This is a genomic window from Psychrobacter sp. CMS30 (assembly GCF_904846565.1).
Lineage (GTDB): Bacteria > Pseudomonadota > Gammaproteobacteria > Pseudomonadales > Moraxellaceae > Psychrobacter > Psychrobacter maritimus.
The window spans coordinates 38,951-56,895 of sequence record NZ_CAJHBF010000019.1; the positions used below are offsets into that span (position 1 = coordinate 38,951).

At 43.2% G+C, this 17,945-nt stretch carries 13 protein-coding genes and 2 pseudogenes; 10 read left to right on the forward strand and 5 right to left on the reverse strand.

The window, feature by feature from the left end:
* The first annotated feature begins 25 nt into the window (after positions 1-25).
* From miaA to radA, 8 genes and pseudogenes are all read left to right on the forward strand, one after another.
* Positions 26-1,175, forward strand: a pseudogene (miaA, locus tag JMX94_RS10330) (tRNA (adenosine(37)-N6)-dimethylallyltransferase MiaA).
* A 404-nt stretch (positions 1,176-1,579) separates the two neighbouring features.
* Positions 1,580-2,119, forward strand: coding sequence for an RNA chaperone Hfq (hfq, locus tag JMX94_RS10335; protein WP_201565261.1), 540 nt, complete (start codon positions 1,580-1,582; stop codon positions 2,117-2,119).
* 445 nt (positions 2,120-2,564) lie between these two features.
* The gene (locus JMX94_RS10340) at positions 2,565-3,557 is read left to right on the forward strand and encodes a KpsF/GutQ family sugar-phosphate isomerase (RefSeq protein ID WP_201565262.1); all 993 of its coding nucleotides are present in this window, start codon (positions 2,565-2,567) and stop codon (positions 3,555-3,557) included.
* Between the two features lie 97 nt (positions 3,558-3,654).
* Complete coding sequence (locus JMX94_RS10345) at positions 3,655-4,221, forward strand: HAD family hydrolase (RefSeq protein ID WP_201565263.1); 567 nt, start codon at positions 3,655-3,657, stop codon at positions 4,219-4,221.
* On the forward strand, positions 4,218-4,802 hold the full coding sequence (gene lptC / locus JMX94_RS10350) for an LPS export ABC transporter periplasmic protein LptC (protein WP_201565264.1): 585 nt from the start codon (positions 4,218-4,220) through the stop codon (positions 4,800-4,802). The genes JMX94_RS10345 and lptC overlap by 4 nt, the downstream gene beginning before the upstream one ends.
* Positions 4,803-5,041: 239 nt before the next feature.
* Positions 5,042-5,530, forward strand: coding sequence for a lipopolysaccharide transport periplasmic protein LptA (gene lptA / locus JMX94_RS10355; RefSeq protein ID WP_183619124.1), 489 nt, complete (start codon positions 5,042-5,044; stop codon positions 5,528-5,530).
* A 258-nt stretch (positions 5,531-5,788) separates the two neighbouring features.
* Positions 5,789-6,499 (forward strand): LPS export ABC transporter ATP-binding protein, encoded by a 711-nt coding sequence (lptB, locus tag JMX94_RS10360; protein ID WP_201565290.1) that lies wholly within the window; start codon positions 5,789-5,791, stop codon positions 6,497-6,499.
* Positions 6,500-6,794: 295 nt separating this feature from the next.
* Positions 6,795-8,234, forward strand: coding sequence for a DNA repair protein RadA (gene radA, locus JMX94_RS10365; RefSeq protein WP_201565265.1), 1,440 nt, complete (start codon positions 6,795-6,797; stop codon positions 8,232-8,234).
* A gap of 167 nt (positions 8,235-8,401) precedes the next feature.
* On the opposite strand, the pseudogene JMX94_RS13590 reads toward radA, so the two are convergent.
* A pseudogene (locus JMX94_RS13590) lies at positions 8,402-8,749 on the reverse strand (septal ring lytic transglycosylase RlpA family protein); the annotation flags it as partial.
* 1,257 nt (positions 8,750-10,006) lie between these two features.
* The gene (gene rodA, locus JMX94_RS10375; protein WP_201565291.1) at positions 10,007-11,149 is read right to left on the reverse strand and encodes a rod shape-determining protein RodA; all 1,143 of its coding nucleotides are present in this window, start codon (positions 11,147-11,149) and stop codon (positions 10,007-10,009) included.
* A gap of 294 nt (positions 11,150-11,443) precedes the next feature.
* On the opposite strand from rodA, the gene JMX94_RS10380 reads away from it, so the two are divergent.
* Positions 11,444-12,433 (forward strand): D-Ala-D-Ala carboxypeptidase family metallohydrolase, encoded by a 990-nt coding sequence (locus JMX94_RS10380; RefSeq protein WP_201565267.1) that lies wholly within the window; start codon positions 11,444-11,446, stop codon positions 12,431-12,433.
* A 170-nt stretch (positions 12,434-12,603) separates the two neighbouring features.
* Here JMX94_RS10380 and JMX94_RS10385 read toward each other — a convergent pair whose 3' ends face one another.
* The 3 genes from JMX94_RS10385 to JMX94_RS10395 form a co-directional block, all read right to left on the reverse strand.
* The gene (locus JMX94_RS10385) at positions 12,604-14,136 is read right to left on the reverse strand and encodes a pitrilysin family protein (RefSeq protein ID WP_201565268.1); all 1,533 of its coding nucleotides are present in this window, start codon (positions 14,134-14,136) and stop codon (positions 12,604-12,606) included.
* Positions 14,137-14,205: 69 nt separating this feature from the next.
* Complete coding sequence (locus JMX94_RS10390; RefSeq protein ID WP_201565269.1) at positions 14,206-15,801, reverse strand: pitrilysin family protein; 1,596 nt, start codon at positions 15,799-15,801, stop codon at positions 14,206-14,208.
* A gap of 112 nt (positions 15,802-15,913) precedes the next feature.
* Positions 15,914-16,066: a hypothetical protein gene (locus tag JMX94_RS10395; RefSeq protein WP_201565270.1), complete on the reverse strand. Its 153-nt coding sequence runs from the start codon at positions 16,064-16,066 to the stop codon at positions 15,914-15,916.
* Positions 16,067-16,847: 781 nt separating this feature from the next.
* On the opposite strand from JMX94_RS10395, the gene ftsY reads away from it, so the two are divergent.
* Positions 16,848-17,942 (forward strand): signal recognition particle-docking protein FtsY, encoded by a 1,095-nt coding sequence (ftsY, locus tag JMX94_RS13425; protein ID WP_201565293.1) that lies wholly within the window; start codon positions 16,848-16,850, stop codon positions 17,940-17,942.
* Positions 17,943-17,945: the final 3 nt, after the last annotated feature.

Here is a 17,945-nt window from a genome sequence, read left to right on the forward strand (position 1 = left end):
TCATATAATTAATAAAGGCAATTCTATGCAAATTTCGTCTGACAGCTCATCTTATCGCCTCAATTCCAAGCTAACGGATAATAGCGTGGTGTGTTTGATGGCACCAACCGCGAGTGGCAAGACAGCACTGGCTTATGAGTTATTTGATACGGGGCGTTATGAGCTGATTTCGGTCGATTCAGCATTGATATATCGTGATATGAATATCGGTACGGCGAAACCAACGGCTGCTAAGCTGGCGCGCTATCCGCATCATTTAGTCGATATCATTGACCCGATGCAGAGCTATAGCGTCGCTGAGTTTGTGCATGATGTTGCCCGTTTGATTGATAGCTGTCATGAGAATGGCAAAATTCCCTTGCTCGTCGGTGGTACCATGATGTATTACATGGCGCTACTTGATGGGCTATCTCCCGTACCCGATAGTGATGAGAGCGTTCGCGCACGCGTGGAGCAGTGGCGGCAAGAGGAAGGTATTAGTGCGCTGTATGACTATCTCAGTAAGATAGATCCGATTAGCCATGAGCGTCTTAATGCAACGGATACTCAACGTATTACTCGAGCGGTTGAAGTCTATCTACAAACCAATATGCCCATCAGTGATTGGCAAAAAAGCCTAAAAAGCCTTAGCTCATAATCCCAATCAAAATTGGCATGCGTTGGCAGTAATGCCTGAGCGCCCATGGTTGCATAAGCGTATCGAGCGACGTTTGGGTATCATGTGGAATGAAGGATTGGTCGCTGAAGTGATAGGGTTGCTTGAGCAGTATCCACTGACGCCTAATTTGCCATCGATGCGCTGTGTTGGCTATCGGCAAGTATTGGAGTACCTTGTGCATATTAATCACCCAATATTTGAGCAAGCACATTTAGATAAAGCACAGTTTTATGATGCCTTTGACGCAGTTGATGATTCAATAAGTGATCAATCAAAGCCGCAGATCCAAGCAACTGAGCACATTGGTCAGGCTGAAGCGCTTGCTTGTCAGCAAATGCAAAATAAGGCATTATATGCGACAAGACAGCTAGCAAAGCGCCAATACACTTGGCTGCGTAAACTTACTCAATTGTCTGATTTATCTGGTGATGTGCCTAACGATGATAAGCAGATAGACAATGCTATAACGATAAAAACGTTTGATACCATGGCACAGGTGCGAGATTATTTATATTGATGCCTATTTATATCGACGCCTGCTTATATTGCTGACGGATTAAACCGATAGCGTAATTAGCAATGCGTAAAAAATAATGACAATTAGTTTCAAAGTATAATGTAGATAGCTGCTATAATTTAAACCCAGTAGCACAGTGGGAATTATATTTATATAACCGCTTGTTTAATGGCTATTAGTTAACGTTTGTTGATAAAATAGCTTTTGAAACAAGTGGTTACTTAATAATTTACAATAATAACGTATTCACGATAAAGTGGAATCACTTAACAACAATGAGCGCTTATTTAGATACGTTTTATAAATAAAACTTATTATTGTATCTGCCCTTAGCCATCATAATTAAAGCGACACTTAAAATAATTGGCATTAAAAATAATTATACAATATTTAGGAGAGATTTCATGTCAAAAGGACAAACCTTACAAGATCCGTTCTTGAATTCGCTGCGCAAAGATCGCATTCCCGTTTCTATCTTTTTGGTAAACGGTATTAAACTACAAGGTCAAATCGAGTCATTTGACCAATACGTGGTATTGCTAAAAAATACCGTTAGCCAAATGGTTTATAAACATGCCATCTCAACAGTAGTGCCAGCGCGCAATCCTAGAAGTAGCACAGCAACTGGCACCAGTACAGCCACGCCAAGTGCCGCACCCGTTGGTTATCAAGGTGGTGGTATGAGTAGTGGCTTTGAGCGCGGTAGCAACCTTGCGAGCACGGGTGGTTTTGAAGAGCGCGGTTTTGCCAATCGTAGTGGCTTTAATCGCGGCGGCTTTAGCCAAGGTCAAGAGCGCGGTTTTGAGCGTGGCAGCTTTGGTCAAAGTCAAGAACGCGGTTTTGAGCGCGGTGGTTTTGGTCAAGACCGTGGTTTTGAGGCGCCGTCAGATAATGCGGGCTTCGAAAATAAACCAAATGACGATACTGACGACAGTAATAACTAAAATCTACGTTGAAAGTACTGTGTTTAAGTTTTATGCCTAAAATATCGTACTTAAGAGGTTGTGCTTGCAATAATGAGCTAGAAACATATTGCTCAAATCTAAAGTAATGCTTAATTAAAAAGTATGTTATTAAAATGTTCTATATCTGATTGAGACCTACTATATTATAGTGGGTTTTTTTTGTATAAATAGACGTATAATTGCATCTAGCAATGCCAATGTTAGTGCTAAAATGATGGCATATCATCATGCGCGATACTATTAATCTAGAATGTTATTAATCGAGAGCATTATTAATTGAGAGCATAGTATAGTAAAATATTCTATTGATTCACCGCATATTCCAATTTGAAGAATTTAAAGTCATTAAATTTTAAGTTATATCATTAAAAATTACTAAATTGAAAGTCGCTGAATGTAAAGTCACTAAATATCGAGCTGCTGTATGAGTAATCCCCAACGCAATTTAACCCATCAACAATTTATTAGTACTGCTATCGAAGCGATTCATACTGAGATGGCGGCACTAGAATTGTTAACTGAACAAATCGATGATAGATTTGCCCAAGCCTGCGATATTATCTTAGCCTGTCAAGGGCGAGTGGTGGTGACGGGAATGGGTAAGTCAGGACTCATTGGGCGCAAAATAGCAGCGACCTTTGCTTCTACAGGCACGCCAGCATTTTTTATGCACCCAGGTGAAGCAGGGCATGGTGACTTAGGGATGTTAGTACAGGGCGACGTCTTACTTGCCATCTCAAACTCGGGTGAATCGGACGAGATTAGAATGCTGCTGCCCGTAGTTAAGCGCTTGAATATTCCGCTGATTAGTATCAGCCGAGATAAACGCGGCATGCTACCACGTGCAGCGGACATCGTATTGACGCTTGGTAAATCACAGGAAGCTTGCCCGCTTAATCTTGCCCCGACTTCCAGTACCACGGCGACTTTGGCATTAGGCGATGCATTGGCAGTGGCTTTGGTTCATGCCCGCAACTTTACTTCAGAAGATTTTGCATTATCGCATCCCGCTGGCGCGCTAGGACGACAGCTACTGACGCGCGTTGAAGATTTGATGCATACCAATTCAGAAAACTTACCGCTGATTAATCAACAAGCGCCACTACAAGACGCTTTATTTACCATGTCGGCTGGGCGTTTGGGTATGACAGTGGTCACTGATGACGAACAAAAAGTGGTCGGTGTATTTACCGATGGTGATTTGCGCCGCGGCTTAGAAAAAGGCATTGATTTGCAAACTCCGATGCGTGATTTGATGGTAAGCAATCCACGTCGCGTCAGTAAAAACATGCGCGCATCAGATGCGCTAAGTGTAATGAATGAAAATGGGATTAGCCAGCTGCTGATTATTGATGAGGCAGAGCGCTTGGAAGCTGTCATTACGGTGCATGATTTATTACAAGCCGGTGTGAAGTAAGGGCTGCATTAACAATGATGGCATTCATGATTATTGTATTAATAAGTACTATATTAATAACTACCATGTTAAAAAAGCCTTTAATAAGAGAGCACTGATGCAAGACTTAATTAAAAAAGCTGGACAAGTAAAGCTATTGGTCATGGATGTTGATGGTATTTTGTCAAACGGTCAAATTATTTATGATGCCAATGGTATTGAAACCAAGGCTTTTTCAGTACAAGATGGCGTGGGCGTTAAGTCGTTGGCACGTTATGGTATTTTAACCGCCATTATTACCGGTCGTAGCAGCCCTATGGTAGATAAGCGCGCTGCTGAGATGGGTGTCAATCACATTGTCCAAGGCCGTGATGATAAGCTGATTGCTCTAAACGAGCTATTAGCCACGCTTGATCCTGCGCTCAATATCACCGCTGCCGATTGTGCGTATATGGGCGATGATTTACCCGATATTAAAGCCATGCAAACCGTTGGTTTTGCTGCAACTGTTCCAAACGCGCATGCAGAAGTCATAAAACGTAGCCATATGGTGACCACGCGCGCAGGCGGCACCGGCGCTGTACGTGAAATATGTGATCTGATTTTAAAGGGTCATGGCCACTATCAAAACTTTATTGCATCTTATACGCTTGATGAAGCAAAAACTCAGGATAACTTGTCGTGAATACTCGTGTTTTAATCGTTCTTGCGTTGATTCTCGCTGTGATTGCTGGCTGGTTTTTTAAGCAGCAAGGAGAGATTACGCCACCGGTCAGTATCGAAGCGACGGATGTTGATTATGAAGCCACCGATATCAAGGCGGTGCAGACCAATGAGAAAGGTGAAACTGAGTACGAGCTGAGTGCTGAATCATTGACCCACAATCCTGTGACCAATAAGGATGAGATGAAAGGCATCACGATGAATTGGGAGCCTTCAGATGAGCAGCGCTATCGTATTGAAGCGGGCAGTGCCGCTATCAGTCAGCAGACGGGTGAAATGAGCTTATCAGGCGGTTTCTCCTTGGTCAGCGAAGGTAAAGCCGGTGCGTCCGATGTTGAGCCTATTAAAGTGACGGGTACTACATTAAAAGGCAATACCAAGTCAGGTCAAGTTTATAGTGATGAGCCAGTCAAAGTCGAGCAAGGTATGAATCGCTTTGAAGCCTCTAGCATGACTGCCAATCTTGAAACCGGTGACTATGAATTTGGCAAGGTTGCGGTTGCCTTTACGCCAGCGAAACGCCAAGACAAAGCCTTGTTTTAATAGCGACTTAAGCTTCAAATTAATATCAGCTGCCGCTTTAATATTGTCCTAATCACTTGATTATTTTAGCCTTTATACTGATATTAGATGCATATTAACAGCAGCACCTAGCAGGAAGTTTGCAAACTCTACTACCCATAACGACACGAGTAACTTTTATGAAATCCACTTTTTTGCCTACTTTACGCTTGCTATCGACGCGCTCTATCCAAGTATCAAACGGATTACGTGCGCTGCCGATGGTGATGCTGTTAGCCTTGCCGTTATATAGCCATGCCTTGCCATCAGATGCCAATCAAGAAATCAAATTATTGGCCGATAAAGCCACTTATAGCGAACGCACAGGAATTACCAGCTATTCGGGTACGGTAGTGATTACGCAAGGGACGTTCAAGATGACCGCTGATAATATTACGGTCAATTTATCACAGGGTCGCAGTATCAATTCGGCCGTCGCAACCGGTCGTCCAGCCACCATGCAGCAGGTGGTTACACAAGAAAAAGGCTTGGCAAAAGGTCAGGCCAATAAAATCGACTATAACGCGGTCACAGGCATCGTTACGCTTACGGGTAATGCAAAACTGGTACAAAATGGCGCAAGCTTTGCCGGTAATGTCATTCGTTATAGCTTAAAAGCGGGCGATGTAGAAGCAACCGCTGGTGGCAATCAACGCGTAGAGTTGGTTTTCCCGCCTAATAACAGCACCAATCAAAGCAGCATACGCTAAGTAATTAAACCGATTAACATGTTAAATGACAATTGATTAGATGGCTAATAAAGCTGCATGCATTACAATCGTTAAACTTTTAAACATGTAAGCCGTCCGTATTTACGCTATCCATATTAGCGCTTGAGTGTTGCAACTTTACAAGTGAGTGATGAGTAAGTTATGAGTGATATTAAAAATAATGTTGTTAATAGCAATGAGCTTAATAATGACTCAGTAGCGTCAGCTAATAGCTCTGAACCTGTCGCTCGTTTAACGATGCAAAATTTAGGTAAGCGCTATGGTAAACGCTGGGTGGTGAAAGATGTGTCATTCTCTGTTGAACAAGGACAAGTCGTCGGATTACTAGGTCCAAACGGCGCAGGCAAAACCACCAGCTTTTATATGGTGGTAGGTCTTGTTAATATGGATAAGGGCCGTGTGACCTTAGGAAAAATGGATTTATCCAAATATGCCATGCATGAGCGCGCGCGCGCCGGTATTGGTTATTTGCCGCAAGAAGCTTCTATTTTCCGTAAATTATCGATTGAAGACAATATCTTAGCTATTCTACAAACTCGTAAAGAATTGAGTGCCTCTGAGCAGCGCCAAGAGCTTGAAAAACTCATCGGTGAGTTCCATTTAGAACATGTGCGCAAGTCACTCGGCATGAGTGTTTCAGGCGGTGAGCGTCGTCGCTGTGAGATTGCGCGCGCTTTGGCTGCCGACCCCAAATTTATCTTATTGGATGAGCCTTTTGCTGGTGTCGATCCTATCTCTGTAGGGGATATTAAAGACGTTATTTTAACTCTAAAAAATCGCGGTATTGGGGTTTTAATTACTGACCATAATGTACGTGATACTTTAGCGATTTGTGAAAAAGCCTATATCGTTTCAGAAGGCGCTATTATTGCTGAAGGGACGTCGAGCGAAGTATTAGAAAATGAATTGGTGAAGTCAGTTTATCTTGGTAAGGATTTTCAGGTATAAAAAATCTCATGTCTTAATTAATATAATTTTCTAAAACCTCATCTGTATTTTTAGCCAAATATTTCGTTATTAGGCAGATCTTCAACGGATATTTGGTGATTGCTTTAATATAAGAGCAATCCTTGTCAGTACATTCTTTGCAAGCACAGGCCTCTATAAATTACCGCCTGATTCTACAGGCTGATATATCATCTCTAACACTCTTATATTAAAGCTTTTACAGAGCTTCATAAATTCTATCTATTCTTCTCTATTTATTACTTTCGATTGACCAGCTGAATAAGGTTCATACGTTATGGCAAAAAATAAAAGTAGCTATGTCTGCCAAGGCTGCGGTGCACATTTTGGTAAATGGTCAGGACAGTGCTCTGATTGCGGCGAATGGAACAGCTTAGTTGAAGCCCCAAACGTCAGTATGCCTCATCATAACAAAAGCACTGCTAAACCAGCAGCAAATCGTGCAACACCGCGCTCATCGGGTGGAGCACCAACCGGGAACTATTCCGGCACACATAGTGCGGTCATGCCACTCAATGCCGTAAGCGTCGGTTTAGATACGCGTTTACCAACCGGTATCAGTGAGTTTGATCGGGTATTAGGTGGCGGATTGGTAGCCGGTTCTGTCGTTTTGATAGGTGGTGACCCAGGTATCGGTAAATCGACGATTTTGCTGCAAACCGCGACTAATATGGCAAAGGCTGATTCATTGGCGGGTAGTGCTTTATATGTGACGGGTGAGGAATCATTGGCGCAGGTGGCTATGCGTGCCAAGCGTTTAGATTTACCGGCGGATAGATTGCGTGTACTTGCTGAAACCAATGTAGAGACTATTTGCGCGGCATTGACCCAAGAGCAGCCTGCGATTGCTATTATTGACTCGATTCAGACCATTTATACCGATGCAATCAATTCGGCACCGGGCGGCGTCAGTCAGATTCGAGAGTCGGCGGCTATTTTGACCCGTTATGCCAAGCAAACCGGTACGGCATTATTCTTAGTCGGGCATGTGACCAAAGAAGGTACGCTTGCCGGTCCGCGTGTGCTTGAGCATATGGTTGATACGGTTTTATATTTTGAAGGTCAGTCTGACTCGCGTTTTCGTATGATACGTGCGGTGAAAAACCGTTTTGGCGCGGTCAATGAGTTAGGGATTTTTGGCATGACCGATATGGGGCTTAAAGAGGTCGCCAATCCGTCAGCGATATTTTTAAGCCGTTATGACAAACCCGTAGCAGGCTCTGTGGTCATGGTGAGTCGTGAAGGTACCAGACCGCTACTGGTGGAAGTACAAGCCTTGGTTGATGATTCACAAGGCTCACCGAGGCGCATGGCATTAGGACTAGATTTTCAACGACTATCGATGTTGCTAGCGGTCATGCATCGCCATGGCGGTATCCATACCAGCGGACAAGACGTCTATGTCAACGTCGTCGGCGGTGTGAAAGTAATAGAAACAGGGTCTGATTTGGCAGTGCTCTTAGCTTGTGCCTCTAGTATCAAAGAAAAACCTTTACCGTCATCACTTGCCGTATTTGGTGAAGTCGGCTTATCAGGTGAAATTCGCCCTGTACCTAATGGTCAAGAACGCTTAAAAGAAGCAATGAAGCACGGCTTTAAACATGCGATTATTCCTAAAGCCAATGCGCCTGCTAAAGATGCGCCGCAGTTCAAAGGTATTAATGTGATTGCGGTAGAACGCTTAGACGATGCGATTGAAAGGGCGTTTGAGCTGTAAGGTTTTAATAGCAAACCCTTTTATATTCATAATTAAAATTTACACAACAAAAAAGCGCCTAACTTTGAATGAGTTAGGCGCTTTTTATTTGAAGCTAAAAGTATGATTTTTCTATAATACGAAACCGTTAAGGGCTTAAAACGCTATTGTTCTAAGACGTTAATGGTTTAAGAGGATGGGCCTGAAACACGTTCAATAGCCACATTACCCACACCTTTACCGGTAATACCAAGTTGCTTGGCGGCACCATAAGACAAATCTAACACACGGTTACCATGGAATGGACCACGATCATTGACTTTTACCACAACGCTTTTACCATTGTTTTTATTGGTCACTTTAACGTAGCAGTTCAGTGGTAGTGAACGGTGCGCAGCGGTTAGGCCATTCATATCAAAAGTCTCACCGCTAGCGGTTTTGCGACCATGAAACTGACGACCATACCAAGAGGCTAAGCCGGTTTGTTTAAATTTGCTCACAGAGTTAGAGGCGACTGCTGTTAGGCGTTCTAGCACATCTTCGTCTTTAGATACTTGTGCGGTGTCACTGGCCAACAGTGAGCTGCTCAGCGCCAATGAAGTAGGTTGGCGGGCAGACTTAACTAAGCTTGATGCGCCGTCGTGCTGACGACTAAGTTCACCGAGTACACGGTCAATATGGGAGGCGTTATCTTGCGAGATCATTGCAAGGGAGGTTTTTGATTCTACCGCATTTGCATTAGAAGCGACTGCAGAGCCAGCAAATAAAACCGCTGACATTGTAAGTAAACCAGATAAACGCTTATTCATAAATACCTCTATAACTTATACATCAAAACTTAACACTAAAAACCTCTTAGATGGAGCGAGGCAGCGTTAGACCAATCTAACCCTGCCGCAAACCCTAAAACCGAGATCAATCACCTTTCTCATAATGACTGACGTTACTGCCCGGCTTCAATAAATTTTAATATATGGTAATTTTTATTTCATCATCATAAGTGAGTAGGCGTTTATGATTTAGGGACAAATCACCAAACTTAACTTATGACACGCTCAAATGATAGTTAACAATATGAATTAAATAACGCATCAACCACTAAAATGGGATACTGCTATTCGATAACCAAACTTTCACACAATGCTAAATTAATAAAGAGTTTAAAGTGTATTACGTATTACTTTGTTATTAAACCGTTAATTAAGTAGTAACTTTGAAAGTCTGAAATCTACAAGTTGCTAACTATACGGAGGAGCTACAACGACAATATAATTGAATGATAAGTTTGTTAGTAGCTATGTACGGGTTATGTATCATATCTACCATAAAACGAGGTTAACGCAATTATTTGTAAAAAACAAGGAATAAAACCTATCAGTATGAGTGGACTAATAATGGGTTTTTATAGGGGTGTAGTTGGTAGGTTGTTGGTATAATTTGTAAGAATTACAATGACTTATGATTATCAATAAGTGCGTGATGTTAGGGTTTTTATGACAATCTATGTAGAATTGATTACAAATAAAATTAGGTTAAGCCGGCAAATGTCCGCCTAATTTTGCAAATTCTGTAGTGATATTGCATAAAGGCTGAATGAATGCTGATGGCAAATTCTTCCTAAATTTGCCCACCGATTTGCTGCCTAATGACTTTTTAAATGACTAAATTGGATGCTTAATAGCGTGTTTTTATCGTTATTTTAACCAAGGCTAAAACGGCCATTATGCATAAAAATTGCTATACATAATTGCACTTTGCAAGCTGTTTAAATTTGCAAGCTGCTTAAAAAAGCATTAGTCAGATTTATGAGTATGGATTGACATCAATAAGCCGAAACCCGCCATCAAGGTAACGATAGCTGTACCGCCATAACTAATAAAAGGCAAAGGCACGCCGACAACCGGCAAAATGCCGCCGACCATACCGACATTGACGAAGACATAGACAAAAAAGGACATAGCAATCGCGCCTGCCAATAATCGACTATAGGTATCAGGATGGCTGAATGCGATATATAAGGCACGAGTCAGCACACAGGCATAAATAGACATGAGTAATATCACGCCAAGCAGGCCAAATTCTTCAGAAAAGGCGGCAATGATAAAGTCAGTATGACCTTCTGGTAAAAAATGTAGATGAGACTGCGTGCCTTCTAGATAGCCTTTGCCAGTGAGGCCGCCTGCACCAATAGCGGTCTTGGATTGAATGATATTCCAGCCAGCTCCTTGTACATCAGCCTCAGGATTAAATAGGGTTAAGACGCGCGTACGTTGGTAATCATGTAATAAGAAATTCCAAGCGAAGGCGACCAAAGGCACCGCCAAAGCCGCCGCACTCGCAATCAATCGCCACGAAAGCCCTGCCAAAAACAACACAAAAATGCCACTGGCCGCGACCAGTAATGAAGTACCAAGGTCAGGCTCTTTAGCGATTAACAATACCGGCACTACGATTAATGCCAAAGTGATGGCAATGCTGGATAGTGAGGGCGGCAAGTCACGTTTGGATAAAAACCACGCACACATCATCGGCATGCCAAGTTTCATAAACTCTGAAGGCTGTACGCTGCCAAATCCCGGTAAGTTAATCCAGCGCTGCGCACCCATGCGTACCTCGCCAATGATATCAACCAGTACCAATAATATCAGCCCTAAGACATAAAATATGGGGGTAAAGGTGCGATAGAGGCTAGGCGGTATCTGCGCCATGATAAACATCACCGTAAAGGCAACGCCATAGCTGACCATTTGGCGTATGACCATGTCGCTATCTTGGCCAGATGCGCTGTATAAAATTGTCAAACCAATACAGCAAACCGTTAATAGCAGTAAGGTTAGCCACGGGTCAATATGAGTACGTTGCCATAGTGTCGGCGCATGACCTTGACCTAGATGATGGCTCTGACGTGAAAAACGGTATTGCGGGTTAGAAGACATAGGCAAAATGTGACTGGCAGTTGGTGTGAAAGAAAAGTCAGGTTTGACGGATAATAGCTCATCAATTAGGCAATTAAGCAACTAATCACTAAGCAAGCAGCGATTATAAGGCGTTCATTTAACCAGATAATAGCGAATAACGTAACTTGCTGGTAATAAAGTAACGTCAATATGAACATTATAAGGATAAGTGTTAATAACGAATAGGTGACCGCTGATTCGCTGCGATAGTTTAGCCTGCTTGCTTAAAATTTGATAGTATCGATAAAACGTTTTTAGCGGTAGTTTCTAATAATGATAAAGACAAAAAAATCTGTTTATAGGCAAATATATAAGCCTGTTATTGCCCTATGTATTTGTGCCAGCAGTGTCTCGGCTTCTGCCGCTATTATAAGTGATAATAGTGAGCGCCGTATCCAAATCCGCCATGGCAGTAGCGCTACTGATAGCACTTCTAACGCCTATATCACGCCTGCTAGAAATTATGGCAGTCAAAGCAATAGTTATAGTGGCGGCGCGACAATATTAAGCGAGGGCAGGAGTGGGTCAAATAGCTTAGGCGGCGATAGTATGCAAGGGCTCATTCAACAAAAACAGCGTGAATTTAATTTTGATAGTGGTTTGTCGATAGAAGAGAGCAAACGCGTCATTACCAATAAAGTTACGCCACGTTATAACACCACTTATAACACTGGTAATAATAACTTCGGAAATAGTAATTATAACGATTTTACCAGTATGGATTTTAATACGTGGTTAAATAGTAATAGCTACCGCGCCGGACAAGTGGCCAATTATCAGCGCTATTTAAGCTCACGAGTGGGGGCGAGAAATGTCCCGCCCTTATCACAGCTGCTAACGACCGCCCGTAGTTGGGATAAATGCGGCTATGAGCCTTACCAGCTACCGCCGCAGGAGCTATGGGCGAATATTGTGCCGACCTTGCAGCTTTATAGTCAGCTCAAAAACCAAGGTATCTTGCCTGCCAATACCGAGATACGTTCAGTCTATCGCAGTCCTGGGTTAAATGGCTGTGCAGGCGGGGCAAACGCCAGTAAGCACATGACGGCAGGCGCGATGGATATTTGGGTGCCAGAATATGAAAGTAGCCCATGGCAGCTGAGTCGTATGCAAGACAGCTTATGTGAGTTTTGGCAATATCAGGGCCAATCGCACAACTTTGGCCTAGGGTTATATTCTACCGGTGCGATTCATTTAGATACTGATGGTTATCGTAAATGGGGCTTTAATCATGCCAGTAGCAGCTCTGCTTGCCGCTATTAAATAGTATATTTTTAAAAACTATATCGTGAATTAAAGAAGCTCAGCCAGTCAATATTACTAGCTGAGCTTTTTTTTAGTTGGTTTTTTATAGATAATTGATTATCAATAAAGGTATATCAACGCTCAATCGATATTCTTAAACGCCTATAAAGAATCTGCTATTAGGCTTATTATTTTTTCTTAGACGTCTTCTCATGCCAAGGGTTCACCTCCCCAACGGTAACGATTAAAAAGTTATCAGGTTTTAGTGTTCCGCGCAGGGTTTGGTTAACCTCTGACAGTTTGACCTGTTCAATACGACTGACATAATTGGTCAGGTAGCTGTTGGGTAGCTGATAAAAATTCATCATGCCAAGTAGACTATTGATTCCTGCGTTACTGGCGAAACCCATCGGAAAACTGTTTTTTAAATTATCCGTGGTCAATCTCATCTCATCGCTGGTGATACCTTTATCTAACGTCTCATTAATCACCGCCAAGCTGGCATCAATCGCCGCGCGCGCTTTATCATTACGAGTCGAAAAACCAATCTGATAAGGTCCGCGCGCCAGCATCGGGTTCATAGAGCCTGAAATGCCATAGGTATAACCAAGGTTTTGCCTGACTTCGGTCATCAAGCGCGCGTTAAAATCGCCACCTGCTAGCACTTCATTACCGACGGCAAAGTTGGTTTGCTTTTGCTGCGCTTGGGGGTCAGTCGCGCGCTTATCGCCCAATTGACCCATTAATACCGTGGTTTGACTACTAGGAAACGGAATATGAATATGCTGAGATTGGGTTAATGGTTTTGGTTCGGGCAGGGTAGCCGCCGCCTGACCAATCGGTAGGTCAGCCGTTATTTCTTCAGCCAAATTTTTTGCTTGTGCCAAAGTCAAATTACCAGTCATGGCAAGCGACGCATTGGCGGCGACTAGATAGCGGTTTTTAAAGTCGATTAGCTGTTGTCTTTTAATATTAGGAACCGTTTCCAGCGTGCCAACCGATGGATGGGCGTAAGGATGGTCGCCATAGAGTGCCTTGCTAAAGGCAATGCTAGCAAGACTGCCTGGGTCTTGTTTTTGCTGCTGTAGACCGACCAGTAAGCGTGCTTTATTACGGGCTAATATTTGCTCATCAAAGCTGGGTTCAGTAAGCATTTGCGTCATTAAGTCAACGGCAGGCAGTAAATGCTTATCATCAGATAAACTACGCAACGAGACAATAAACATGTCTTTATAAGCGCCACTGCTTAGATTGATACCCAAGGTTTCGACCGCCCGCGTGAACTCATTTTCATCTAAGCGTTTGGAGCCTTGTTCAAGCATCGTCGCGGTCATATTGGCGATACCAAAGCCCGATTTACTGATACTACCATCACGTGCGCTACCGGCGTTAAAGCGCAAATCAATATCGACAATGGGCAAAGTATTCGTCGGCACGAAAAGCACAGGAATACCGGCTTTGGTCTTAAAGGTTTGAATCTTTGGAACAGTGACTTCTAAAGGTTTGGCATTATCAAGGCTACTAAGCTTAGCTAAAGCGGCAATAGGCGCGCTAGTATCGACTGCGGCAGCCGGCGTGCGAGCATCTTCGCCGTCTGCCATATCTGCCTGAGCGATAGTAGTTAAGGTCATCATCCCAAAGAATATACCTGCACTCAGATAAGGAAGCTGATTAACATTAGATGAGAATTTGGTTTTCTTAAGAAAAGGTATTTGAGTCATGTCTTTCTTCTTATTAATAAGGTCATAAGTATCGGGTTTTTGCCAAGGTAACTAGAGAGCATGTTGATGTTATTTAGCTTTGCTTGCCGTTTCTTTAGTAGCGGTATTAGTAGCATCATTTTTACTAACGGTATCTTTGCTCATCTTATCTTGGCTAGCTTTATCTTTATCGGCAGTCTCTTTAGGCGGGATGATATGCATCACCGTTAAATTGTCTTTGACCAAATACTTTTTACTTGCCGCTTGGATATCCGCAATCGTTACGTTATCAAGCTTGGTTGGCAATTTAGCCAGTAGCCTATCATCAAGACCGATAGACTGCAGGGAGCCAATCATACGCGCCTGACCTTCCATGCTGTCCTGTGCATACACCAAACCGGTGACAGTATTGGTTTTGGCGCGCTCGATTTCATCGGCAGCAATCGGGTCGGTCGATAGCTTATTAATCTCATTGATAATGGCTTGTTGTGCTTGCGCTAAGCTGACGCCTTCACGCGGGGTTGCTTGTATCAAAAACAGTCCATCGCCGCGATCAAGCAAATCGTAAGACGTACCTACCGTAGTAAGTAGTCCTTGCTCACGTACCAGTCTGCTCTCTAGCCGCGCTGATAAACCACCATCTAATACATCTTGGGCAAGTGATAGCGCATAGGCTTGTTTTTCATTATTAGCACCAGCGCTCACCAGACTGGGCACGTTATAACCCATTAATAAAACTGGCACTTGCACCGCTTGCTCGGATTCTACTTGCTGATAACCGCGAAAGCCCTTTTGCGTGACCGCAGGACGCTTGGGTAGCGCGCTTGGTTTCAGCGCCCCAAAGTAGCGTTTAACCTGCGCCAATACTTCGGTTGGTTCGACATCACCGACGATAACCAACGTCGCATTATTGGGCGCGTACCATATTTTATACCAGTCTTTTAAATCGTTAAGAGTAATCGACTCAAGCTCGCTCATGGGTCCAATGACCGATTCGCCTTTCGGGCTGTTCGGCAAGGCCAGCAAGCGAAATGACTCATAAGCTTTGGCAAGGGGGTTGTCATCCGTACGCTGACGACGCTCTTCCATCACCACTTGATGCTCTTTGGCAAATGCTTTGTCATCAAAAACCAAATTGGTCATGCGATCCGCTTCTAGCTCTAAAGCTAACGGCAAACGATTGGCAGGGAAAAGCTCGTAATAGCCAGTATAGTCGTAACTGGTAAAGGCATTATTAACGCCGCCAAATTTAGCAATCAAACGCTCATAATCGTCGCTTGATACATCAGTGGTGCCTTTAAACATCATATGCTCTAGCACATGGGAGATGCCGCCTTTATCAAGTGGCTCATCTGCTGACCCGACGCGATACCAAATCTGGGTCATAACCACAGGCGCGCGGTGGTCTTCTTTGACCACTATCTTTAAACCATTTGCGAGCTTATATTCATGGCGACCAGACATATCCATGGTCAATGCTGAAGATTGCTCGGTGTCTTTAAGCGTTTGGTTTTTATTTATCACATCTGTAGTTGTAGTATTTTTATTTGTAGCAACTCCACTTGCCGAAGAAATCGCGCTGGTTTGGCAAGCCGCAAGGGTAGTGGCCATGGCCAAAGCGCAGGCAAGGCGTAGAGAGTGAGCAGATGATGGTAAAGACAGTGATGAAGGCAGTGACAATGACATGATAGGTTCTACTTATATAAAAAGGCAGCTGATAAGTAACTGATTTATAGAATGAGAAGAGCGTATGTTAATGCGTCTAGTAATATACGTATTTATAATGAGCATAAAGCCGTTATAACGACTTATGCGCCCCAACCATGACGCTAGCGGTCGGCTTAAATTCTTGAGTGGTGCTACAGCCTGTTGATGATAATGCAATGGTAGCGAGAAGCACGGCGGCGCCCATTTGGGTCATTTTTTTATAGTTATTCGATAGTGATAACATAGGTCATTTCCAATATAAGTGGTTGAGTAAATTAAAAAATACAAGGGTTTAGCGCTCGCTAAGAGTAGGCGAAGTTTGGCCTATCAAAGGTTAGATTTTTGTGTCCAAACCTTAAGCGAAACTTGCTTAGACCAGCGTATGGTTTACAGTATGATTGCTATCATAATTTTTAGTCTTGTTTAAAGCAGTCTGTTTGGCACGGTTTTTGGCATGGCTGTTTGTTATGGATTGCCACGTTTTTATAATTTGACAGCGCTCTACAATGCTAAAGGCTAAGGACCACTTGAATTATGCTAAACTAGACTAAAAATAATCGCCCGTTAAATAATAAAAAGCGGGCGGCATAGCCATTTTAAAACAGCCATTTTAAAAAACCACTTTAAAGACAGTTACTTTAAAAACAGTCACTTTAAAACAAATTACTGATAATGATAACTTTTAGGGCAAGCTTATGAATAATCCCAATAATAGCAATCGTGTGGTCATCAACCTTGACGGCGGTCTTGATGATTTGGATGACGATGATATTACCTTACCCAGTCTGCCAGCGCAAACGGTACCCATCGTCGATGCGTCAGACAGCGTTGCAAGCAGTAATACAGAAAAGAGTGATGCAGAAAAGAGTGATGCAGCGGATATGGCATTAGGTTCGCCCATCGTTGAGATAGAAAAACAAAGTTCTTCTGAAAACACTTTAGAAGCTACTGTAGAAACTGCAACAGGCGCTGTAAATACTAATAAAGCCGCTATTCCGTCGCAGTCTATAACTACCATTCCTACCATGCCTTTGCAAGATCATCTGGGGGATAGACCAAGCGCTACATCTGCCACTAGTGATACCAGTGCTATAAATAAAGCACAAACCGAGATACAGCAGTTATCAGCCGCGCCAGAAGAGTCACAAGAGTCACAAGAGTCAAAACAGACTGAGGAAAATAAGAAAAAAGGCAGCTGGTTTAATCGTATGAAAACGGGACTAAGTAAGTCACGTAAAAATCTTGCCGAAGGTATGGTCAGTATTCTTATCGGTGGTAAAGAGATTGATGATGAGCTATTAGAGGAAGTTGAAGACCAGCTGTTGGTGGCTGATATCGGCGTCAATGCAACCAATCGTATTATCAAAAGTCTCACTGAGCAAACCGCTCGTGGTGATTTGATTTATGCCCATTCATTGTATAAAGCCTTGCAAACTGAGCTGGTCGATATCTTAACGCCAAAAGTTGCGCCACTCGTTATTGATACTAGTAAAAAGCCCTTTGTTATCTTGGTAGTGGGCGTGAATGGTGTTGGTAAAACGACGACTATTGGTAAACTTGCTAAGCGTCTACAAGGTGAAGGTAAGTCCGTTATGTTGGCAGCGGGCGATACGTTCCGTGCGGCGGCGACTGAACAGCTGCAGATTTGGGGTGAGCGCAATAATATTCCAGTCGTTGCCCAAGGTCATGGCTCTGACAGCGCCTCTGTTATCTTTGATGCCATGCAGTCTGCGAAAGCAAAAAATATCGACGTATTAATCGCTGATACGGCAGGGCGTTTGCAAAATAAAACCCACCTAATGGCGGAGCTTGAAAAAGTCGTGCGCGTCATGCGTAAAGCCGATCCAAGCGCGCCGCACGAAGGTATGATTGTCCTCGACGCTGGCACGGGTCAAAATGCGATTAACCAAGTGGAATTGTTTAATAAAGTCGTGCCATTAACCGGCATTACTATTACTAAATTAGACGGTACTGCAAAAGGGGGTGTGGTCTTTAATATCGCTGAAACCTCGGATGTGCCGATTCGTTATATTGGGGTCGGTGAGTCGATTGATGATTTGCGTGCCTTTAGTCCAAAACAGTTTGTCGCCGCTTTATTTGAGACTGACGATAAAGAGTAGCGC